Consider the following 21,541-nt stretch of genomic DNA (forward strand, 5'->3'; position numbering starts at 1 on the left):
GCGTGTGCAACATTCCCGTCGCCATTGAACCGGCGAAGTCTAGTGATCGTTTGTGACAGTCAGTTGTCGTTGATGACGAATAGGCGCTGGTATTCCTTCAGCGCGAAGCGGTCGGTCATGCCGGCGATGTAGTGCGCGACGAGGCGCGGCTGCTGCGCCGCGTCGTCCGACTGGTACGGCGGTGGCAAGAGGCGCGGATCTTCGGCGAACGCGTCGAACAGCCCCGTGACGACGCGCTGCGCCTTGTTCGCCATGCGCATCACCTTGTAGTGGCGGTACAGGTTCTTGAACAGAAAGCGCTTGAGCGCGGCCGCCTGCGCGGCGACCGTCGCGCTGTGCGCCACGAGCGGCGGCGCGGCGCGCACGTCGTCGAGCGACGCGGGTGCGACGCGCACGAGATTGCGCGTGGTCTCGTCGATCAGGTCGACGATCAGCGTGTTGATGATGCGGCGCACCGTCTCGTGCACGAGGCGGCGGCCTTCGAGATGCGGGAATTCGGCGAGCGCCGCTTGGTAGTGGCACTGCCACAGCTCGACTTCGGCGAGCTGCTCGATCGTGATCAGGCCGGAGCGCAGCCCGTCGTCGACGTCATGGTTGTTGTACGCGATTTCATCCGCGATGTTCGCGAGCTGCGCTTCGAGCGACGGCTGGCGGCCCTGCAGGAAGCGCTCGCCGAGCGCGCCGAGCTTGCGCGCGTTTTCGCGCGAGCAGTGCTTGAGAATGCCTTCGCGCGTCTCGAAGCACAGGTTCAGGCCGTTGAACGCGCCGTAGTGCTCCTCGAGTTCGTCGACGACGGCCAGGCTCTGCAGGTTGTGCTCGAAGCCGCCGTGCTCGCGCATGCACGCGTTCAGCGCATCCTGCCCGGCATGGCCGAACGGCGTATGGCCGAGATCGTGCGCGAGCGAAATCGCTTCGACGAGATCCTCGTTGAGCCGCAGGTTGCGCGCGACCGAACGTGCGATCTGCGCGACTTCGAGGCTGTGCGTGAGGCGGGTGCGGAACAGGTCACCTTCGTGATTGACGAAGACCTGCGTCTTGTATTCGAGCCGGCGGAACGCGGTCGAATGAACGATGCGGTCGCGGTCGCGCTGGAATTCGGTGCGCGCGGCCGGCGGCGTTTCCGGGTGGCGGCGGCCGCGCGACTGCGACGCGTGCGCGGCATACGGAGCGAGATGGGCTTCCAGCGCCGCCAGCGTCGGCGGCTCGGCCAGCACCGCGGATGCGCGGCCGGCCTCGGGCAATTTGCTGCTGGATGTCTCGCTCACGTCTCCTCCATGTCAGGGGCGCCGGGGCATCCGGGCCGCAATTACCGGGTCGTCTGCGCCAGTGTAGCGAACACGGCTTCGTCGGGCGCCTGCGTGATCAGCGTATCGCCGAATCGCTTCAGCAGGATGAACTTGATCGCGCCGGCTTCGGCTTTCTTGTCGACGCGCATGAGATCCATGTAGCGCGCGTCGCCGAGCGCCGGCCCGCGGGTCGGCAGGTGCGCGGCGGCAATCACCGCATCGAGCCGCTGCCGCGACGCTTCGTCGAGGAGGCCGAGCCGCACCGACAGGTCGCCCGCCATCACCATCCCGCAGCCGACCGCTTCGCCGTGCAGCCATTCGCCGTAGCCGAGCCCGGCCTCGATCGCATGGCCGAACGTATGGCCGAAGTTCAGAATCGCGCGCAGGCCGCCTTCGCGCTCGTCGGCCGCGACCACGCTCGCCTTGATTTCGCACGAGCGCTTCACGGCATGCGCGAGTGCGGCCGGCTCGCGCCGGTTCAGCGCGTCGACGTTCGCCTCGATCCAGTCGAAGAATTGCGCATCGGCGATCGCGCCCGTCTTGATGACTTCGGCGACGCCCGCCGCCAGTTCGCGATCGGGCAGCGTCGTCAGCGCGCCGATATCGGCGATCACGGCCTGCGGCTGGTAGAACGCGCCGATCATGTTCTTGCCGAGCGGGTGATTGATGCCCGTCTTGCCGCCGACCGACGAATCGACTTGCGACAGCAGCGTCGTCGGCACCTGGATGAACGGCACGCCGCGCATGTAGCAAGCCGCGGCAAAGCCCGTCATGTCGCCGACCACGCCGCCGCCAAGTGCGACGAGCGTCGTCTTGCGGTCCGCGCGGTCGGTCAGCAGGCCGTCGAAGATCAGGTTCAGCGTTTCCCAGTTCTTGTACGCCTCGCCATCCGGCAGCACGACCGTCGACACGCGCTTGCCGAGCGGCGCGAGCGCCGCGCGCAGCGCGTCGCCGTACAGCGGATCGACCGTCGTGTTCGTGACGATCGTGACCGACGAACCGGTGATGTGAGGGGCGAACAGCTCGGCGCGGCCGATCAGGCCGGCACCAATGTGAATCGGGTAGGCGCGCTCGCCCAGGTCGACGTTGACGGTAATCATGCTTGTAGCGGCTTGGCGATGACGCCTGCCAGTTCGAGTTGCATCAGCACCATGTTGACGAGACCGTTGACCGACGGACGGCCGGTCTCGATGACGAAGTCCGCGCATTCGCGGTACAGCGGGTCGCGCACCTCGTAGAGTGCCTCGAGACGCGCCTTCGGATCTCCGGTCTGCAACAGCGGGCGGTTCTTGTCCTTGCGTGTGCGCAGCCAAAGGTCGTGCGGATTGGCGCGCAGATAGATGACGATGCCGTTGCCTTTCAGGCAATCGCGGTTTTCGGGCCGCAGCACCGCGCCGCCGCCCGTCGCGAGCACGATGTTCTCGCGCTGCGTGAGATCGGCGATCACCTGCGATTCGCGGTCGCGAAACCCGGCCTCGCCCTCCATCTCGAAGATCACCGGAATGCGCGCACCCGTGCGGGCTTCGATTTCGTGGTCGGAGTCGAAGAACGTCCTGTCGAGCCGGCGCGCGACCGCACGGCCCACGGTGGTCTTACCCGCTCCCATAAGGCCGACGAAAAATACGTTTGCATGTGGGTCCCGCGCTTGCAACGGCTTCCTCTGCTTGAATCTTGCTGGTGTGTGGCGCAGCTTACTGGCAAAGCGGCTGCCTTGTCGAGCCTGCTCCGCCGGCTTCCGGCCCCCATTTTTCCGCATCCGCGTCGCCCGCGCCGGCCGTCTCGCAACGCGCGCGGACGACCGTCGGCGTGATGAAGACGACCAGTTCGCTGCGCTGGTCGCGCCGTGCGCGATGTCGGAACAGCGCGCCCAGTACCGGTATTTTGCCCAAGAGCGGCACTCGCGTCACATCGTCCCGGTTCAACTGCTCGTAAATCCCGCCGATCGCGACCGTCCCGCCGTCCTCGACCTCGACGCGCGTCTGCACATGCTTCGTATGAATGGCCGGCCCGGCCGCCGTCGGCTCGCCGATGCTGTCCTTCGTCACGTCCAGATCGAGCACGACGCGCCCGTCGGGCGTGATCTGCGGCTCGACCTCGAGCTTCAGCGTCGCGCGGCGGAACTGCACGCCGCTCACGCCGTTGCCCACCTTGGCCTGGTACGGCAGCTCCGAACCCTGCTCGACGATCGCCTTCACGCGGTCGGCCGTGACCACACGCGGCCGAGAGACGATCTGGCCCCGCCCTTGCGCCTCGAGCGCGCTCAGCTCGACGTCGAGTACACGGCTGAGCGGCGCGGCGAACAGCGTGAAGCCGGCCGTCGCCGCCTCGAAGCCACCCAGCGGCCGCGCGGCCAGATCGAAGGCGTTGCGCGCATCCGCGCTGAACGCGGCACCGTCGGCTGCGGGCGACCGCCCCTGCGCGCGCAAGGCGACACGTGCGCCGAGATTACGCGAGAAGCCCTGTTCGCCCTCGACGATGCGCGCCTCGATCCGGACCTGCCGCGACGGCCGGTCGATCGCGTCGATCAGGTCCGCGATCTGCGCGATGCGCGGCGCGAGATCGGTGACGAACAGCAGGTTCGTGCGCGAATCGGCCGCCGCGGCGCCGCGTTTCGACAACAGGCGCTGGCCGGTCGCACCGGCGAGCAGCCGCTGTACGTCCTGTGCGCGCGGATAGTGCAGCGCGAAGGTCCGGCTCGCGAGCGGCTCCAGGTCGGCCGCCCGCGCGTGCATTTCGAAACGCTCGCGCTCCCGCGCCGCCAGCTCGGCCACCGGCGTGACCCAGATCACGTTGCCGCGCCGGGACATCGCTAGTCCGTGTGTGTCGAGCAGCGTATCGAATGCATCGCGCCAGCGGACATTGTTCAGACGTAACGTCACGGTACCGCGCACCTGCTCGCCGACGATGATGTTCAGTCCGGTGAACCGCGCAAACGCATCGAATGCGGCCGCGAGCCCGGCGCCCTGCAGGTTCAGCGAGATCCGGCGCGCATCGTCCGCATCGCCGGGGTGCCGTGCCGCGGTATCGCTCATGCGTGCAGGCGGCGACAACGGAATCGGCGGCCCCTCCAGCAGCGGCGCCGGAACGACGGGTTCTACCTGAGCCGCCGGGCGCACCGCGTCGCTGAACGGCGGCTGATCAGTCCGGGGGGGAGCGGAAGCGGCATCTGCCTCGCCGTCGGGCACACCGCCTGCCGGCAGCGGCGTGTCATCGGCCTGCACACGCATCGAAGCAAGCGGCCACCCGGGCGGCGGCAGAGGCGGCAACGCCGCACGCGCCGCGGTCGTGCTCGCTCCGATCCAGAATACGATCGCCCACCATCGGTACTGCATCATGGGCGGCCTCCGTCGCCGACGACGAACCGACGCGCGCCATCGGCCGTCGCAAGCATCACGGCTCCGGCATCGACGCGCACCACGCGAGACGCCCCGAGCGCTTCACCCGGCGCCAGGGCCACGAATGCGCCGTCACCGGCGTCGAACAGCGCGAGGCCGGCCCGCACGTCGCGAATCGTACCGGCCAGGCGCGGCTCTTGATCGTCAGCGCCCGTGGACTGGCCAGCGCCGTCGAACGGATCGTCGCCCGGCTCAGCGGAGGCAAGAACGCGCGCCGCCTCGTCCCCGGCACCACCGCCAGCCAGCGCCGGAAACACGTCGACGGACATGTCCATCCTCAAGCCGGGCGGTTTTCGCTCGATATGCAGCACCGACGGCACTGCCGGCACGGAGAAGCTCGCCAGCCCGCCGACCATGCGCAGCAGCGCCGGGAAACCGCCGTCCGCGACGATACGCACCGTGCGCCGGCCATCCGGCACCGCGCCGTCCGCGCGCCGAGGCTCGATCGACACGATCCGCAGCCCGCTCACGCCGGCGAGATCGGCGAGTTCCAGCATCAGTACGGGCCACGCAGGCGTACGCGCCACGTGAGCGTTCCGCCCGGCCGCTGCGCGGGTCTCACCCGACTGCGCCGCGGCCGCGAGCACGCGCTGCGCATCGGCGGCGTGCATCTGTGCGGCTGCCAGCAACGCGCGACTGTGCGCGAGCCCGCTCCAGTCGGCGGCATCAGAGAAATGAACACCGCCCGCCATCACGGCCGCGCATGCGAGCACGCAGCTCACGGCGTGCGCCGTGCCCGGCCGTACGCGCCGCATGCGGCCGAGCCAGTCTGCCCCACCCGGCATGGGTCGATGCACGATCGCCGTCATGCGCCACCTCCCGCTGCTTGCCGTCGAGGCTCGCCGTCGTGCCAGCGCACCTGCACGGAAAACCGGAACGGCATACCCGCGGCCGTGGCCGGCGCGGCCGAAGCCGAGTTCAGCTCGCCGATGTCGACTCGCCAGTTGCGCTCGTCGGCTGCGATCCGGGCGACCCATCGCGCAGCCGCCCGATAGCTCGCGGCGCGCGCATCGAGCACGACGCCGGACGAGGTCGTGCGCAACGCGTCGAGCCGGACGGTGTCGTCGCGAACCTGCGCGAGCGTCGCGAGCAGCCTGGCTACACGCCGGTAAGGCGCCGCGAGCTCGGCCGCCTGCGCGTCGCGTTGCGCGAGTTCGGCGGCCACCCCGGCGGCGCGCCTTGCGGCGTCCACCTGCGGCTGCCATTGCCGCAACCGCGCGTCCACGCTCGCGCGCTCGGCATCGACGCGCGAGCGCCACGCTGCCGCCGCGCCCGTCCACACCACGACCCCGAGTACACCGAGCACGATCGCCGCCCCGCACTGCGCGGCCCGACGACGGCGCAGCGCCTGCGCCAGCCGCTCACGGTACGGCAGCAGATTGAAGCCGCCGAGCTCGCCAGGGCCGGCCACCGCCCGCCCGAATACCGGATCGGCGATCATTCCCACACCCCGCGTAATGCCAACCCGACCGCGACGGCAAACGCCGGACCGCCCGGCGAGCCGGTACGTTCGGCCAGCCGCCCGTCCCAGCCGGTGCAATCGAACGGCATGGCGGCCACGCCGAGCGCATCGCCGATGTCCGCCACGGACGCTCGAAAACGGGCGATGCACCGCTCGTCGCCGGCCACGAGCACGCCGCGCACCGGCTCGAGCGCGCACTGGCGCAAGGCGTCGAAGAATGCCGTGCACCCTTCGCCGGACAGCGCGAGCACCGGCGCGGCGCACTCGCCGTCGACCCGCCAGCCATGCACACCCGTGTCTCGGAACCAGAACGCCGCATAAGGGCCGTGCGTGTCGAGCTCGAACTGCGCGGCATAGCGCAGCGCGCGCAACGCCGCGGCCGACTCGGCGTCGACGGCCGTCAGGTCGACGCCAGCCTGCGCGGCCACGTCGATGCGCCGCTCAAGCAACGCCTGCGGCGCGACGGCGACCGCAATCTCGCCGGAGTGCGCGCCGCCGTCCTGCCGCCAGTCGAATGCGAAGCTGTCCGGTGCCAGCCCCGAGATGCGTTCGGCCGCCTGCCGCGCCGCGTCCGCGATATCGTCGCGCCCGGCCAGGTCGAGCGTTGCGGTGCGCATCTCGTCGTCACGCAGCGCCATCACGCCACGCGTATCGCAGCGCACACCGGCCGCCGACAACCGCGCAACGGCCGCGGCCAACGCACGCGACACCGCGGCCCAGCGCGCATCGTCCGGCCCGCCCGCCAACCCCACCGGCTCCCGTTCGAGCCCTTCGACGCGCACCTCCGCGACCCGGCCGAGCCGGCTCAGCACGGCCACCCTCACCTCGTCCGCGCCGACGTCGATTCCCGTCGAACGGTGCCTGCCCGGCACGTACCTCGCCACCCATCGTCCCGCCATCCCAACCTCCCGCGATCGTTGCGGCCCATGCCGCGTTTCCGAGGACTGATTCTGCAAAGCGGCGCGCTGCCCGGACAGTCGGCCGGATGGCCAGTCCCTGCTCGTGGCGGCCGCGCAGACGCCATACTGTCCGCCCGGCGACCCGCGGCTTTCCGGCGGGAGCCCCCCGCGTCAGGGCCGGTCATACCGGGCAGCTATAATCGCGGGACTGTTTTCCGGTATGCCTATGCAATCCACGTCTCCTACGTCCCCGCCTCCCACCCCCGAGCCGAAGAAACGGCCCTGGTGGCAGAAGGCCCTGCTCGGCCTCGTCGCCATGTGCGTGGCACTCGTCGTGGCCGGCGGCCTCGTGCTCGGCTACGCGCTCGTCGTCGCATGGCCGAACATGCCGTCGCTCGACGCGCTGACCGACTATCGTCCGAAGGTTCCGCTGCGCATCTATACGTCCGATCACGTGCTGATCGGCGAATTCGGCGAAGAACGCCGCGACATCGTCCATTTCAAGGACGTGCCCGACTCGCTGAAGAAGGCGATCCTCGCCATCGAGGACGCGCGCTTCTACGATCACGGCGGCGTCGACCTCACCGGGATCGTCCGCGCCGGCGTCGTCGCGCTGACGAACGGCCACGCGTCGCAGGGCGCGAGCACGATCACGATGCAGGTCGCGCGCAACTTCTTCCTGTCGAGCGAAAAGACCTACACGCGCAAGATCTACGAGATGCTGCTCGCGTACCGGATCGAGCGTGCGCTGACGAAGGATCAGATTCTCGAGGTCTACATGAATCAGATCTATCTGGGCCAGCGCGCGTACGGCTTCGCGAGCGCCGCGCGGGTCTACTTCGGCAAGGACCTGAAGGACATCACGCTGGCGGAAGCCGCCATGCTCGCCGGGCTGCCGAAGGCGCCGTCCGCGTACAACCCGGTCGTCAATCCGAAGCGTGCGAAGGTGCGTCAGGAGTACATCCTGCAGCGCATGCTCGAGCTGAACTTCATCACGCGCGAGCAGTACGACGAAGCCGTCGCCCAGCCGCTGGTCGTCAAGGGCGCGGGTCGCGAGTTCAGCGTGCACGCCGAGTACGTCGCGGAAATGGTCCGGCAGATGATGTACGCGCAGTACCACGAGGAAACCTACACGCGCGGCTTCAACGTCGTCACGACGATCGACTCCGCCGACCAGCAACTGGCGTACACGGCGCTGCGCAAGGGCATCATGGATTACGAGCGCCGCCACGGCTATCGCGGGCCGGAAGGCTTCATCCAGTTGCCGGACGGTGCGGACGACCGCGAGCAGGCGATCGACGATGCGCTGCTCGAACACCCCGACAACGGCGAACTGATCGCAGCGGTCGTGACCGCGGCCACCCCGCGCCAGATCACGGTCGCCTTCATCGACGGCAGCAACGCGACGGTCGAAGGCGACAACCTGCGCTTCGCATCGAGCGCGCTGTCGGCCAATGCGCAGCCCAACCGCCGCATCCGTCCGGGCGCAATCGTACGTGTCGTGAAGAACGATGCCGGCAAGTGGTCGATCACGCAGTTGCCGCAGGTCGAGGGCGCGTTCATCTCGATCGTGCCGCAGGATGGCGCGATCCGCTCGCTCGTCGGCGGCTTCGACTACAACAAGAACAAGTTCAACCACGTCACGCAGGCGTGGCGGCAGCCGGGTTCGTCGTTCAAGCCGTTCATCTACTCGGCGTCGCTCGACAAGGGCCTTGGGCCGGCAACGATCATCAACGACGGCCCGCTGTACTTCAGCGCCGCGGAAACCGGCGGCCAGCCGTGGGAACCGAAGAACTACGGCGGCGGCTTCGAAGGCCCGATGTCGATGCGCACCGCGCTGCAGCGCTCGCGCAACCTCGTATCGATCCGGATCCTGAACCACATCGGCACGAAGTACGCGCAGCAATACATCACGCGCTTCGGCTTCGATGCCGATCGTCATCCGGCCTACCTGCCGATGGCGCTCGGTGCGGGCCAGGTCACGCCGCTGCAGATGGCCGGCGCGTACTCGGTGTTCGCGAACGGCGGCTACCGCGTCAACCCGTATCTGATCGCGGAAGTCACCGATCCGAACGGTGCGATCGTCGTGCGCGCGCAGCCGCTCGTCGCCGAGGAGAACGCGCCGCGCGCAATCGACGCGCGCAACGCGTACGTGATGAACAGCCTGCTGCAGAGCGTCGCGCAGCGCGGCACGGGCGCGCGGACCAACGTGCTGAAGCGTGGCGACCTCGCGGGCAAGACCGGCACGACGAACGACTCGCACGACGCGTGGTTCGCCGGCTACCAGCACACGCTCGCCGCAATCGCGTGGATCGGCTACGACAATCCGCGCAGCCTCGGCGATCGCGAAACCGGCGGCGGCCTGTCGCTGCCGGTCTGGGTCGACTACATGGGCCCCGCGCTCAAGGGCGTGCCGGAGTTCAAGCCGACCATGCCGGACGACGTCCAGTCGCTCGGCGGCGAGTTGTACTTCACCGAGTTCACGCCGGGGCACGGCTTCGTATCGACGGTCGGCGTGCCGCAAGCGCCGGCGGCGCAAAACGCCGACGAATCGGTGCCGCACGTCGACGAACAGGAAAAGCAGGACATCATGAACCTGTTCCGCGGCCACTGACGCAGCGGCCCGCGCATGAAAAAAGCGCCCCACGGGGCGCTTTTTCTTTGATACGACGTTTCGGGTCCGGCGTGCGGACTCCGATGGCCGTCGATCGTTACGCGCTGAACGCGATCGGCAGGCCGGCCTGCTGCGTCGCGTATTCGGTGAGCGCCGAGAAGAACTCGGTGCCGGTGCGCGTATCGCGCCATTCGCCGTCCAGGAAGCGGTAATGGAAACCGCCCGCCTTCGCGGCGATCCACACTTCTTTCATCGGCGGCTGCAGGTTGATGATGATCTTCGAGCCGTTCTCGAACGTCAGCGTCAGAACGCTGCCGTTGCGCTCGAGATCGATGTCGTGGTCGCCGTCGTTTGCGGTGTCGACGGTACGCTCGACGGCCGCCAGCACGGCCTCGGCGCGGGTCAGGTAATCAGTATCGGGCATGCTAAACTCTATCGGTTCAATTGTTCAAGGACGATCATGCGAGTCGTTTTCCGGATGAGCGCGATTGTAGCGGCTTTGGCGATTCTTGCCGGCTGCGGTCAAAGCGGCGCGCTCTATCTGCCCACCGTGCCCCCGTTGCCGGCAAAGCCCATCCAGCAGCAAGACACACCGCCGTCGGATGTCACCCCGACCGATGAAAACGCGTCGTCCGACAGTATTCCCGATTCTTCGGGCACACCGCTCACGCTGTCGCCCGAATTGTCGAGCGGCGCATCGAAGGCCGCCGCGCCGGCATCCGGCCCGGCCGCCACGCAATAACCCCGCGCCGCCGCTCACGCGGTTTAGCGACGACAAGGCGATGACTTCGCGGTCATCGCCTTGCGTTTTTTCAGGCCGGCATCGTCACACGCGGATGCGCCGCCATCCCCACGCAAGCAACCGCCAGCCGAGCAGCACCGCGACGATCGTCGCGTAGAGCTTCGGCTGCGCGAGATCGTGCTTGCCCGCCCTCATCCACCAGAAGTGCAGCGCGCCGAACAGCGCGATCGCATAGATCGCGCGGTGCAGCGTCGCCCAGTGGCGGCCGAGCCGGCGCACCATCGCTCGCGGCGACGTCGCCGCGAGCGGAATCAGCAGCACGAATGCGGCAAAGCCGACCGTGATGAACGGACGCTTGCCGACGTCCTTCAGAATCGCGACGACATCGAACCACTTATCGAACCACAGATACGTCGTGAAATGCAGCACTGCGTAGAAGAACGCGAACAGGCCGATCATCCGGCGAAAGCGCAGCAGCGCGGGAACGCCCGTCACGCGGCGAAGCGGCGTGACGGCGAGCGTGACGCACAGCATGACCAGCGTCCACAGGCCGGTCGAACGCGTGACGAATTCGATCGGGTTCGCGCCGAGCCGGTCGGTCAGCCCGAACAGCACGAGACGCGCGAGCGGATAGAGGCCGGCCGCGAACACCAGCACCTTGGCCGGCACGAGCCAGCGCGGCGCGGCAGCGCGCGCCGGGCCTGCTGCGCCTGCCCGGGAAGTGCGTGCGGCCGTGCTCGTGCCGGTTGCACGCGCCGGCGTCAGCGTCGAAGGGGGCATGTCGTTTGTCGCCATCGCGCTCAGAAGTTCTTCTTCAGGTCCATGCCCTGATACATCGACGCGACGAGATCGCCGTAGCCATTGAACATCAGCGTCTTGCGCTTCGGCGTGAAGAAGCCGTCCTCGCCGATCCGCCGCTCGGTCGCCTGGCTCCAGCGCGGGTGATCGACGTTCGGATTCACGTTCGAATAAAAGCCGTATTCGTTCGGTGCATACGTGTTCCAGCTCGTCTTCGGCTGCTTGTCGACGAAGCGGATCTTCACGAGCGACTTCGCGCTCTTGAAGCCGTACTTCCACGGCACGACGATCCGCACCGGCGCGCCGTTCTGGTTCGGCAACACCTGGCCGTAGACGCCCATCGTCAGCAGCGTCAGCGGATTCATCGCTTCGTCCATCCGCAGCCCTTCCGAGTATGGCCAGTCGAGCACGGGCGTCGACAGGCCCGGCATCTGCGACGGATCGGCCAGCGTGACGAACTGCACGTATTTCGCGTTGCCGGTCGGCTGCACGCGCTTGATCAGCTCGGACAGCGGCACGCCGATCCACGGAATCACCATCGACCAGCCCTCGACGCAGCGCAGCCGGTACACGCGTTCTTCGAGCGGTGCGAGCTTCAGCAACTCGTCGAGATCGAACACCTTCGGGTGCAGCACCTCGCCTTCGACGCTCACGCGCCACGGACGCGGCCTGAGCGTGCCCGCGTTCTGCGCCGGGTCGCCCTTGTCGGTGCCGAATTCATAGAAGTTGTTGTAGGACGTGATGTCCTTGAACGGCGTCACCTTGTCGGCCGCGACGAACTTCGCGTTGGTTTTCGCCGCGAGCTTCGCTGCCCGGGCGTCGGGCGACGCATAGGCGGCAAACGCCGCACCGCTGCTGCCGAGCAATCCGCCCGCGGCCGCCACGCCGGCGGCCTGCAGGACGCGCCGCCGGTTCTCGAATATCGCGCGCGGCGTAATGTCGCTCTGCGCGATGTCGCTGCCGGTCAGCAGGGTGCGCAAAGGGTGTTTGATCCACATCGTGCTGCTCCTCGTGCATGCGCGGCGCGCATGCTTCATGAGCGTTCGACCCGACCGATCATGCGCCGTTCGACGCGTGGGCCGCCCGCCCGTTACAAAAGAAAAACCGCCGGGCACGCAGTGCGCCGGCGGTCTTTTGTCGGACCAGCGTCGAAAATCTTACAGCTTGCCGTAGCTGTGCAGCCCGGACAGGAACATGTTGACGCCGAGGAACGCGAACGTCGTCACGAGCAGGCCCGTGAGCGCCCACCATGCGGCGACCGTGCCACGCAGGCCCTTCATCAGGCGCATGTGCAGCCATGCCGCGTAATTGAGCCACACGATCAGCGCCCAGGTTTCCTTCGGGTCCCAGCTCCAGTAGCCGCCCCACGCTTCGGCGGCCCACAGGGCGCCGAGGATCGTCGCGATCGTGAAGAACGCGAAACCGACCGCGATCGACTTGTACATCACGTCGTCGAGCACGTCGAGCGTCGGCAGACGATCGGCGAGCACGCCGCGCTCCTTCATCAGGTACGCGACCGACACCATCGCCGACAGCGCGAAGCTGCCGTAGCCGATGAAGTTCGCCGGCACGTGAATCTTCATCCACCAGCTCTGCAGCGCCGGCACGAGCGGCTGGATCTGCTGCGCATCGCGTGCGACCGAGTACCACATCAGGAAGCCGACGGCGGCGCTGATGACCAGCAGCACGAACGCGCCCAGCGCACGCGTGCCGTAGTGGCCTTCGTAGTACAGGTACAGCAGCGCGGTGATCAGGCTGAACAGCACGAACACTTCATACAGGTTCGACACCGGGATGTGCCCGACGTCGGCGCCGATCAGGTAGGACTCGTACCAGCGCACCATCAGCCCGGTGAAGCCCATCAGCACGGCGGCCCACGTGAGCTTCTGGCCGATCGCCGAGCCCGATTCCGAGCGCGCGAGCAAACCGATCCAGTAGAAGATCGTCGCAAGCACGAACAGCGCGCTCATCCACAGGATCGCTGACTGGCTCGACAGGATGTACTTGAGGAAGAACGTCGAATCGGCGCGCGTGAGGTCGCCCTGGTAAATCTGGATCGACAGCAGCGACAGCACGGCGATCGACGCCATCAGCAGCCGCGCGGGCTTCCAGCGCCAGCCGAGCACGACAAGCGCCGGCACGGTGCCGATCATCACCGCCTTGTCGTAGTAATTCATGTGCTCGTTGTAGTGCACGAACGCATAGCCCGCGCCGACCACGAGTGCCAGAGCGAACAGCCAGTCGACCAGCGACAGGCGGGCGAGGAACGGACGGTCGTCGAACAACGGCGCCGAAACCGGAGCGTGGGCAGGCCCCGAACGGGAAGCGGAAACTTGAGTGAGATCCATGATGTTACCGGGTGGAATTCTCGGAATCGGAACCGTCGCCGGCAGGCGGACGGGCAGTCGCGGCCGCACCGGCGGGCGCGGCATCGCGGGGTGTGGCGCGCAAGGCGGCGCCGGCCGCGTCGCGCGTCTGCACGAATTCTTTCTCGAAATCGAAGGTCTTGCGGGCTGTCGACATCGCCATCACCACATCGACGCCCGAGCCGGCATCCTTGAGCCAGAACCAGAGGCGTCGCTCGCGCACGTAGAACATCGAGAAGATGCCGGCGACCAACAGCAGGCTGCCAAGATACACCAGATTCTTGCCCGGTGCGCGCGTCAACTGAAATACCGAAGCTTGCACCTGCTTGAATGAGTCAAGCTGTAAATAGACCGGCGATCCATACAAAAAGCTGTCAGATAGCGCATTGATCGCGTTCTGCACGAAGCGCACCGTGTCGTTGCCCTGCTGCGCGGGCGGCTCGCCGGCGCGCTCGCGGGCGATCTGCCAGACTTCCCACATCGAGCCCTCGAGCATGCGCAACAGCAGGCTGGCGGCCTTTTCCTGCTCGGCCTTCGGCACCGAACGGTCGATGAACGTGGCGACCGCCTGGAAGCCGCCGATCGGCTGGCCGTCTGCACCGCGGCCGACGCTGTCGTCGCTTGCAGCAAAAAGGGTCAGCACTTTCGATGCGCTGTCCTGCAGGCGGGTGCGCAGCGATGCGTCGGTGCCCGGCAGCGAACGCTGCGCGAAGCGCGCGGCGGCTTCGGCGCGTACGGCCGGATCCTCGAGCGCGGCGCGCAGGCGCATCCATTCACCGATCGAATCCTCGCTGTCGGCCGGAATGCGCATGTAGCGGAACGGATCGTTCGGACTCGCGCGCACACCGGCGAGGAACACGCGCGCGCCGCCCATGTCGACGGGCAGCATGTAGTTGTTGAACTCGCGCGCCTGGCCGTCCTTGCCGCGAATCTTGTATTGCACCGACGGGCCGATGTTGTGGAGCTGCATCGGCTTCGACGTCTTCGCGCCCGAGCCGAGCCGGTCGTCGAACACTTCCTTCAGCGTCTCCGTCTTCGCGACGCCGCGCACGTCCGGCTTGCCGCTCGCGTCGGCCATGTTCTCGACGTTGATCGCGCGGAAGTCGGAGAACTCGATCGTGTCGCCGTCGCTGCCCGACATCTGCAGCGGGGCCGAACTACCGATCGTGCCCTTCACGGCGAACGTCTTCGCGTTGTCGCCCGTCATCGGGTAGGCCGTCATCTGCATCTGCGAGCCGCCGTCCTGGAAGCTCGACTGGTAGATCGACACACCCTTGTACGTGAACGGCTTGTTGACCTCGACGCGCGCCGGGATCTTCTTGCCCGTCTCGCGATCAATCACGACGATGTCGCTCGCGAAGAGCTTCGGCATCCCGGTCGAGTAGTAGTCGACGATGAACTTGTTGAGCTGGATCGAGAACGGCAGGTCCTGGATCAGCGAGCCGTTCGGCTGGTTCAGGATCGCCGTCGACACGAACTGCCCTTCCGGCACCCATGCGTAGCCGCGGAACGTCGGGTTCGACGCGGACAGGCGATGGTCGGCCGAGATATCGCTGATCGTCGCGCTGGTGTTGACCGGGCTCTTGCCGAACATCCACATCTGGAATTTGATCGGCAGGTTGCTGTCGAGCAGGCCGCCGATACAGATCACGATGATGGCCAGGTGCGCGGAGATGTAGCCCCACTTCGTCAGCGCGCCGCGCTTCGCGGAGATCAGCGTCGCTCCGTCGGTTTCGCGCACGACGTGCTTGTAACCGGCCTTGGTGACGAACGCGGCGAGCGTGGCGGCCACGGTCGCACGCGTGCCGGACGTCGTGTATTCGGCCTTGTGATGGAACGCGCGCAGGCTGCCTTCACGGACCTTGTCCTTCCAGCTCTTCGCATCGGCGAGCATCTTCGGCGCGTTGCGGATCACGCACAGCGAGATCGACGTGACGAGGAAGATCAGGATCAGCATGAACCACCACGCGCTGTACACGTTGTACAGGCCCAGCGAGCGGAAGATATCCGCCCAGAATGGCCCGAACTGGTTCACGTAGTTCGGATACGGGTCGTCCTGGGTCAGGACCGTGCCGATGATGCTGGCAATCGACAACACCACCAGCAGCGCAATCGCGAAGCGCATCGAGCTCACCAGCTCGATCGCGCGTTTGGACGCACCCTGACCAGACTTCGACTGCAACCCCGACGTGGTAACGCTCATTCAAACTCCGACTGACAACAAAAAAGGGCAAGGCGGCCGCAAGCACGCGGCGCCCCACCCTTTTCTTGTTCTGACTCCGGCCGCCCTGCGGGCGCCCGGTCATTCCATTCGCGACGGCCCGTTCAATGCAGGCCGGCGATGTAATCCGCGACGGCCTTGATCTCGGTGTCCGACAGACGCGACGTGATCTGATGCATCGCCTCGTTGTTGTTGCGCGCGCCGGCACCCTGCTGGAACGCGGTCAACTGGGCCACGGTGTAATCCGCCCATTGCCCCGACAGGCGCGGGTACTGGACCGGAATCCCTTGCCCCGTCGGCCCGTGACAGCTCGCGCAGGCGGGCACGCCCTTTTCCGCGATGCCGCCGCGGTAAATCTTCTGGCCGATCGGCACGGTCGCCGCATCGCGTGCGGCACCGACCTTCATCGTCTGCGACCCGTAATATGCGGCAACGTTGCGCATGTCGGCCGCGCTCAAGGCGCTCGCGAACCCGACCATCACCGCGTTGGTCCGCGCCGGCCCCTTCGCGCCCGGCTGGGTCTTGAAGTCGTTCAGTTGCTTGACCAGATATTCGGGATGCTGGCCGGCGAGCTTCGGGAAACTGCCCGACGCGCTGTTGCCGTCGACGCCGTGACACGACGCACAAACCTGCCCGGCAATCGCCTTGCCGCGGTCCAGATCCGGCTTGGCCGCATCCGCCGCTTTTGCCTCCGCCACGAAACCTACGAACCCTGCTGCAACCTGAAGCACCATCAGAGACTTGCACAGTCGATTCATTCGCACACCCTGTTTCGTCTTGTGGGAATTAGAGGTTCTGCAAAAAACGACGTCGACCAGTCTACCGCAGAAGCTGCATAAAAGCGCGAGGCAGGCGCCCGCAGCCCTTCGGCAAAACCGTCGTATTGTACAATATCGCGCTGAAAGCTCCCGCGCCTATCGGGGCTACCCCGCCTCCACCAAGCGGCTCGCGCCGCCCGTCCCACCGGTTCCCCCATGGCCTTTTTGCTCCATCAAGCCCGCTTCTACACGACCGTCAACCATCTGCGCGACCTGCCGCCGACGGTGCAACCGGAAATCGCCTTCGCCGGCCGCTCGAATGCCGGCAAATCGACGGCGATCAACGTGCTGTGCAACCAGAAGCGGCTCGCCTTCGCGTCGAAGACGCCCGGCCGTACGCAGCACATCAACTACTTCTCCGTCGGCCCGGCCGACGAGCCCGTCGCGAACCTGGTCGACCTGCCCGGCTACGGCTACGCGGAAGTGCCGGGGGCCGCGAAAGCCCACTGGGAAATGCTGCTGTCGTCCTATCTGGCGACCCGGTCACAACTCTGCGGCCTGATCCTGATGATGGATTCGCGTCGCCCGCTGACCGATCTCGATCGCCGGATGATCGAGTGGTTCGCGCCGACCGGCAAGCCGATCCATACGCTGCTGACGAAGTGCGACAAATTGACGCGGCAAGAGAGCATCAACGCGCTGCGAACCACGCAAAAGGGGCTCGACGCGTATCGCGACCAGGGCGTGAAGGGCGAGCTGACCGTCCAACTGTTCTCGGCGATGAAGCGCGTCGGGCTCGACGACGCGCACGTGCTGATCGAAAGCTGGCTGCGGCCGTCGGTCGCCGACGAAAAAGGCGAGCCTGTAGCACAATGACCGGACACCGCGCGGCCCGTTTCGGCCGTGCGCACCTGACGGCGCCTGTGAATTCGGCCGGCTCATAAAAAAACCCGCCGTTGAACGGCGGGTCAAACAGCCTAATCGAATAACGACAGGCACCCGCTCAGGGAGGAGAAGCGGGGAGCAACACGCGACGCGTGCCGCTCGATCGCTATCATATACCAACGGTCCCGAAAATGACCGAAGGGTTCCGTAAGGTTCTTCTTGCCCTGATTTCTGCCAAATCGCCATGAGCTTCCATCCGCTTCATCGTCCGCGCCGGATGCGCCGCGACGACTTCTCCCGGCGCCTGATGCGCGAAAACCGCCTGACCACCGACGACCTGATCTACCCGGTGTTCGTCGTCGAAGGCACCAACGAACGGCAGCCCGTGCCGTCGATGCCCGGCGTCGAGCGCGTGTCGGTCGATCTGCTGATACACGTCGCCGAGCAGTGCGTCGAACTCGACGTGCCCGTGCTGTCGCTGTTCCCGGCCATCGAGCCGTCGCTGAAGACGCCTGACGGCCGCGAAGCAGCCAATCCGGAAGGCCTGATCCCGCGCGCGGTGCGCGAGCTGAAAAAGCGCTTCCCCGATCTCGGCGTGCTGACCGACGTTGCGCTCGACCCGTACACGAGCCACGGCCAGGACGGCGTGCTCGACGAAAACGGCTACGTGATCAACGACGAGACGATCGAGATCCTGGTCGACCAGGCGCGTGCGCAGGCCGAGGCCGGTGTCGACATCGTCGCGCCGTCGGACATGATGGACGGCCGGATCGGCGCGGTGCGCGAAATGCTGGAAAGCGACGGCCATATCCATACGCGAATCATGGCCTATTCGGCCAAGTTCGCGTCGGCGTTCTACGGTCCGTTCCGCGATGCGGTCGGTTCGGCATCCAATCTGGGCAAGGGCAACAAGATGACCTACCAGATGGATCCGGCGAACAGCGACGAAGCGCTGCGCGAAGTGCGCCTCGACATCGACGAAGGCGCCGACATGGTGATGGTCAAGCCCGGCATGCCGTATCTCGACATCGTGCGCCGCGTGAAGGACGAGTTCCGCTTCCCGACCTACGTGTACCAGGTGAGCGGCGAATACGCGATGCTGAAGGCCGCTGCGATGAACGGCTGGCTCGACCACGACAAGGTCGTGCTCGAATCGCTGCTCGCGTTCAAGCGTGCGGGCGCCGATGGCGTGCTCACGTACTTCGCGCTCGACGCCGCGCGTCTGCTGAAAGCGCAGCGCTAAGCCGCGCGTCTTACCCGCGCAAAGAAAAACGGCGGAACACTTCGGTGTTCCGCCGTTTTTTTCGTGTCGATCAGTCGAGATGACAGAAGCCGCCGGTACGTGCCGGCGAGCGCGCGTCACACCGTCGGCACCGCCGCCCGGTCAAGGCTGCGCAGGAACGTCTCGGCAGCCTGATAGCCGACCACGCGACCGATTTCGTTGCCGCTGCGATCGAAGAAGATGATCCCCGGCGGCCCGAACAGGTTGAAGCGCTTGAGCAGCGCCTGGTCGTCCGGATTGTTCGCCGTGACGTCGGCGCGCACCAGGTGCAGCTGTCCGAGTCGCGCCTGCACGCGTGCGTCAGTGAACGTCAGGTGCTCCATCTCCTTGCAGCTCACACACCAGTCAGCGTAGAAATCGAGCATCACGGGCCGGTCCGACGTCTTCAGCAGCGTGTTGAGCTCCGCGCTGGAGCGCACCGATGCGAATGCCGGGCTACCCGCCTGCCCGGCGGCCGCACCGGCCGCCGATGCGACGGTGCGCGACGCAAGCACGGCCAGCGGCTTCACCGGATCGTTCGAGCCGGCGGCGAGACCGACGAGCAGCGTCGCCGCCCAGATCGCGAGTGCAGCGCCGAGCCCGCGACCGAGACGGCGCCAGATCGAGGCCGCGCCCAGATTCGGCGTGAACAGGCCGAGCGCCGCGGCAGCGACCAGCAGCCACAATGCCGAGAGCACCATCTTCAGGCCGCCCGCCAGCACGGGCCACACGATCCACAACGCAGCCGCAAGCAGGGCGATGCCGAAGAACACCTTCACGCCGTCCATCCATGCGCCGGCGCGGGGCAGCACCGTCCCTGCACCGATGCCGACGACGAGCAGCGGCACGCCGAGCCCCAGCCCCATCGCGAAGAGTGCGGCGCCGCCGAGCAGCGCGTTGCCGGTATGCGCGATAAAGGCGAGCACAGCAAACAGCGGCGCCGTCATGCAGGCGCCGACGACCAGCGCCGACAACGCGCCCATCGCGGCAACCGCAGCAAAATGGCCACCCCGGCGCGCGCCCGATGCCTCTGCCGCGCCGTTCTGCCAACGCGCGGGCAACGCGATGTCCTTGCCTGAAATCAGCGATACCGCAAACGCCGTGAGCAAGATGCCGAACGCGCCGAGCACCCACGGGTTCTGCAGCCATGCGCCCAGGCTCTGGCCGACCAGCGCCGCGGCAATGCCGAGCACGGTATAGACGAGCGCCATGCCGACCACATAGGTCAGCGACAGCGCAAAGCCGCGTGCATGCGTCGCGCGCGTGCCCTGGCCGATGATGATCGCCGACACGATCGGAATCATCGGGTACGAACACGGCAGCAGACTCAGCACGACGCCCGCGACGAAATACAGCGCGACGATCGTGAAGAAGCCGTGTCCCTCGAGCAACGACTGCGCGAAATCGGCGCTCGTCACCTTGTCGAACCAGTTGCCTGAAGCCGCGGCAGCACCGGCCGGTGCTGCCGCGCCCAGCGCAGCCCCGTCGACTTTCACGACGTGCTCGGCGGGCGGATAGCAGATCCCCTCGTCGGCGCAGCCCTGGGACGTCACCGCGAGCTCGAACGGCCCTGCCGCCTGCTTGACGGGCACGTGAATCACGACCTCGTCGCGATAGGTCTCGACTTCCTTCTGGAACGTCTGGTCGAACTTCACGTGACCGGCCGGGAATTGCGGCTCGCCGAGCGTCGCCTGCCCGCTCTTCACCGCGAACGCGAACCGCTCGCGGTACAGGTAATAGCCTTTGGCGACCTTGAAGCTCACGTCCACCTGCCCAGGCGATTCGCTCGCACTGAACTTGAACGCGACCGATGGATCGAGGAAATCGTCGGCCGCACGCGCGACCGACAGGCCGCCCAGCACGAACATGAGCGACAACAGGACTGCAAGGAACCGCAGCGCGCGCACGCGCACGGAAAGCGCCATACCGTTAAACATGAAATAGACGTTGAGTTTCGCTGGTCACCCACTGGCCGTACCCGGCCGAAGCCGTCGCCTGCCACGAGACGATTTCGGGCGTCTCGTACGGATGATGCGCGAGAATAAACCGCTCCAGTTCGAGCGAGCGCACCGGGCTCGTCTTGAACAGCAACTGGATCTCGTCGGCCGTTTCGACCTTGCCCTGCCAGTGATAGCGCGACTTGATCGTACCGAGTTCGGACACGCACGCGGCCAGCCGTGCGCCGAGTGCGCCATCGGCAAGCGCTGCGGCCGTCGCCGCGTCGGGCACCGTCGTCAGCATCAACACCACCACCATACGCGCCCTCCTCGCTGGTTGACCGGCCGGCAGGATCCCGATCTTCCGTCCGGGGCCCGCATCGGCAGTCCCGTATCGTAGCGCAGCCCGCACGACGCTGCCGGCACTGGCCTGCGGCAATCGATCGCAGGCACGCGTCAAAAAACAAAAAGGGCCAAGCAATCGCTCGGCCCTTTTTAGATACTGCTGCGTACTGGAAGCTTACTCAGCTTCTTGCACGTTTTCCGTTTCGTCGACTTCCGGACGATCAAGCAGCTCGACCAGTGCCATCGGTGCGTTGTCGCCGACGCGGAAGCCGAACTTCAGCACGCGCAGGTAGCCGCCCGGACGGTTCGCGAAACGCGGACCGAGCACGTCGAACAGCTTCGCCACCGAGTCACGATCGCGCAGGCGGTTGAACGCCAGACGACGGTTTGCCAGCGACGGCTTCTTGCCGAGCGTGATCAGCGGCTCGACGACTTTACGGAGTTCCTTCGCCTTCGGCAGCGTCGTCTTGATGACTTCGTGCTCGATCAGCGAGTTGGACATGTTACGGAGCATAGCCAGACGGTGGCTGCTCGTGCGGTTCAGTTTCCGCAGACCATGACGATGGCGCATT

The 21,541-nt window shown here is 66.7% G+C and carries 20 protein-coding genes; 4 read left to right on the forward strand and 16 right to left on the reverse strand.

Translation table 11 applies throughout. The features are described from left to right. Positions 1-59: 59 nt before the first annotated feature. The 7 genes from BX604_RS06000 to BX604_RS06030 are packed head-to-tail and all read right to left on the reverse strand — an operon-like array spanning position 60 to position 7,042. On the reverse strand, positions 60-1,265 hold the full coding sequence (locus BX604_RS06000; protein WP_098549994.1) for a deoxyguanosinetriphosphate triphosphohydrolase: 1,206 nt from the start codon (positions 1,263-1,265) through the stop codon (positions 60-62). Positions 1,266-1,306: 41 nt separating this feature from the next. Continuing rightward, positions 1,307-2,386 (reverse strand): 3-dehydroquinate synthase, encoded by a 1,080-nt coding sequence (aroB, locus tag BX604_RS06005; RefSeq protein WP_098549995.1) that lies wholly within the window; start codon positions 2,384-2,386, stop codon positions 1,307-1,309. Beyond that, on the reverse strand, positions 2,383-2,937 hold the full coding sequence (locus tag BX604_RS06010) for a shikimate kinase (protein WP_098549996.1): 555 nt from the start codon (positions 2,935-2,937) through the stop codon (positions 2,383-2,385). Before BX604_RS06010 ends, aroB begins: the two co-directional genes overlap by 4 nt. A 40-nt stretch (positions 2,938-2,977) precedes the next feature. Next, positions 2,978-4,621 (reverse strand): type IV pilus secretin PilQ, encoded by a 1,644-nt coding sequence (locus tag BX604_RS06015; protein ID WP_098549997.1) that lies wholly within the window; start codon positions 4,619-4,621, stop codon positions 2,978-2,980. Next, positions 4,618-5,490: a pilus assembly protein gene (locus BX604_RS06020; RefSeq protein WP_098549998.1), complete on the reverse strand. Its 873-nt coding sequence runs from the start codon at positions 5,488-5,490 to the stop codon at positions 4,618-4,620. The genes BX604_RS06015 and BX604_RS06020 overlap by 4 nt, the downstream gene beginning before the upstream one ends. Beyond that, entirely contained in the window at positions 5,487-6,122 is a 636-nt protein-coding gene (locus BX604_RS06025) for a fimbrial protein (protein WP_098549999.1), read from the reverse strand. The genes BX604_RS06020 and BX604_RS06025 overlap by 4 nt, the downstream gene beginning before the upstream one ends. Then, positions 6,119-7,042 (reverse strand): competence protein ComA, encoded by a 924-nt coding sequence (locus tag BX604_RS06030; protein ID WP_098550000.1) that lies wholly within the window; start codon positions 7,040-7,042, stop codon positions 6,119-6,121. The genes BX604_RS06025 and BX604_RS06030 overlap by 4 nt, the downstream gene beginning before the upstream one ends. 226 nt (positions 7,043-7,268) lie before the next feature. Here BX604_RS06030 and BX604_RS06035 point away from each other — a divergent pair, with 226 nt between their 5' ends. Continuing rightward, a complete protein-coding gene (locus BX604_RS06035; protein WP_098550001.1) occupies positions 7,269-9,656 on the forward strand; it encodes a penicillin-binding protein 1A in 2,388 nt (795 codons plus the stop codon). 97 nt (positions 9,657-9,753) lie between these two features. Here the strand turns inward: BX604_RS06035 and cyaY are convergent, their stop codons facing one another. Further along, on the reverse strand, positions 9,754-10,080 hold the full coding sequence (cyaY, locus tag BX604_RS06040; RefSeq protein ID WP_098550002.1) for an iron donor protein CyaY: 327 nt from the start codon (positions 10,078-10,080) through the stop codon (positions 9,754-9,756). Between the two features lie 36 nt (positions 10,081-10,116). Between cyaY and lptM the strand changes: the two genes are divergently transcribed. Further along, entirely contained in the window at positions 10,117-10,398 is a 282-nt protein-coding gene (lptM, locus tag BX604_RS06045) for an LPS translocon maturation chaperone LptM (RefSeq protein WP_096504176.1), read from the forward strand. Between the two features lie 84 nt (positions 10,399-10,482). Here lptM and msrQ read toward each other — a convergent pair whose 3' ends face one another. The 5 genes from msrQ to BX604_RS06070 all read right to left on the reverse strand — a co-directional run bounded on the left by msrQ (position 10,483) and on the right by BX604_RS06070 (position 16,541). After that, positions 10,483-11,178, reverse strand: coding sequence for a protein-methionine-sulfoxide reductase heme-binding subunit MsrQ (gene msrQ, locus BX604_RS06050; protein WP_098552724.1), 696 nt, complete (start codon positions 11,176-11,178; stop codon positions 10,483-10,485). Positions 11,179-11,198: 20 nt separating this feature from the next. Further along, on the reverse strand, positions 11,199-12,194 hold the full coding sequence (msrP, locus tag BX604_RS06055; RefSeq protein WP_098552725.1) for a protein-methionine-sulfoxide reductase catalytic subunit MsrP: 996 nt from the start codon (positions 12,192-12,194) through the stop codon (positions 11,199-11,201). 159 nt (positions 12,195-12,353) lie between these two features. Then, positions 12,354-13,544 carry a c-type cytochrome biogenesis protein CcsB gene (gene ccsB, locus BX604_RS06060; protein WP_098550003.1) on the reverse strand — a complete coding sequence of 397 codons (1,191 nt, stop codon included), beginning with the start codon at positions 13,542-13,544 and terminating at the stop codon, positions 12,354-12,356. 4 nt (positions 13,545-13,548) lie between these two features. Continuing rightward, a complete protein-coding gene (locus BX604_RS06065) occupies positions 13,549-15,765 on the reverse strand; it encodes a cytochrome c biogenesis protein ResB (RefSeq protein ID WP_098550004.1) in 2,217 nt (738 codons plus the stop codon). A 122-nt stretch (positions 15,766-15,887) separates the two neighbouring features. Then, positions 15,888-16,541 carry a c-type cytochrome gene (locus BX604_RS06070; RefSeq protein ID WP_098550005.1) on the reverse strand — a complete coding sequence of 218 codons (654 nt, stop codon included), beginning with the start codon at positions 16,539-16,541 and terminating at the stop codon, positions 15,888-15,890. Between the two features lie 216 nt (positions 16,542-16,757). Between BX604_RS06070 and yihA the strand changes: the two genes are divergently transcribed. Beyond that, a complete protein-coding gene (gene yihA / locus BX604_RS06075; protein ID WP_098550006.1) occupies positions 16,758-17,417 on the forward strand; it encodes a ribosome biogenesis GTP-binding protein YihA/YsxC in 660 nt (219 codons plus the stop codon). A 253-nt stretch (positions 17,418-17,670) separates the two neighbouring features. Further along, positions 17,671-18,669 carry a porphobilinogen synthase gene (gene hemB, locus BX604_RS06080; protein WP_098550007.1) on the forward strand — a complete coding sequence of 333 codons (999 nt, stop codon included), beginning with the start codon at positions 17,671-17,673 and terminating at the stop codon, positions 18,667-18,669. Between the two features lie 116 nt (positions 18,670-18,785). On the opposite strand, the gene dsbD is transcribed toward hemB, so the two are convergent. The 3 genes from dsbD to rplQ form a co-directional block, all read right to left on the reverse strand. Next, positions 18,786-20,624: a protein-disulfide reductase DsbD gene (dsbD, locus tag BX604_RS06085; RefSeq protein WP_098550008.1), complete on the reverse strand. Its 1,839-nt coding sequence runs from the start codon at positions 20,622-20,624 to the stop codon at positions 18,786-18,788. Then, positions 20,617-20,943, reverse strand: coding sequence for a divalent-cation tolerance protein CutA (cutA, locus tag BX604_RS06090; protein WP_096504158.1), 327 nt, complete (start codon positions 20,941-20,943; stop codon positions 20,617-20,619). The genes dsbD and cutA overlap by 8 nt, the downstream gene beginning before the upstream one ends. Positions 20,944-21,144: 201 nt before the next feature. Next, positions 21,145-21,540, reverse strand: coding sequence for a 50S ribosomal protein L17 (gene rplQ / locus BX604_RS06095; protein ID WP_006477175.1), 396 nt, complete (start codon positions 21,538-21,540; stop codon positions 21,145-21,147). Position 21,541 lies beyond the last annotated feature (1 nt).

This window comes from Burkholderia sp. JKS000303, assembly GCF_002563755.1.
In the GTDB taxonomy this organism is placed as follows: domain Bacteria; phylum Pseudomonadota; class Gammaproteobacteria; order Burkholderiales; family Burkholderiaceae; genus Burkholderia; species Burkholderia anthina_B.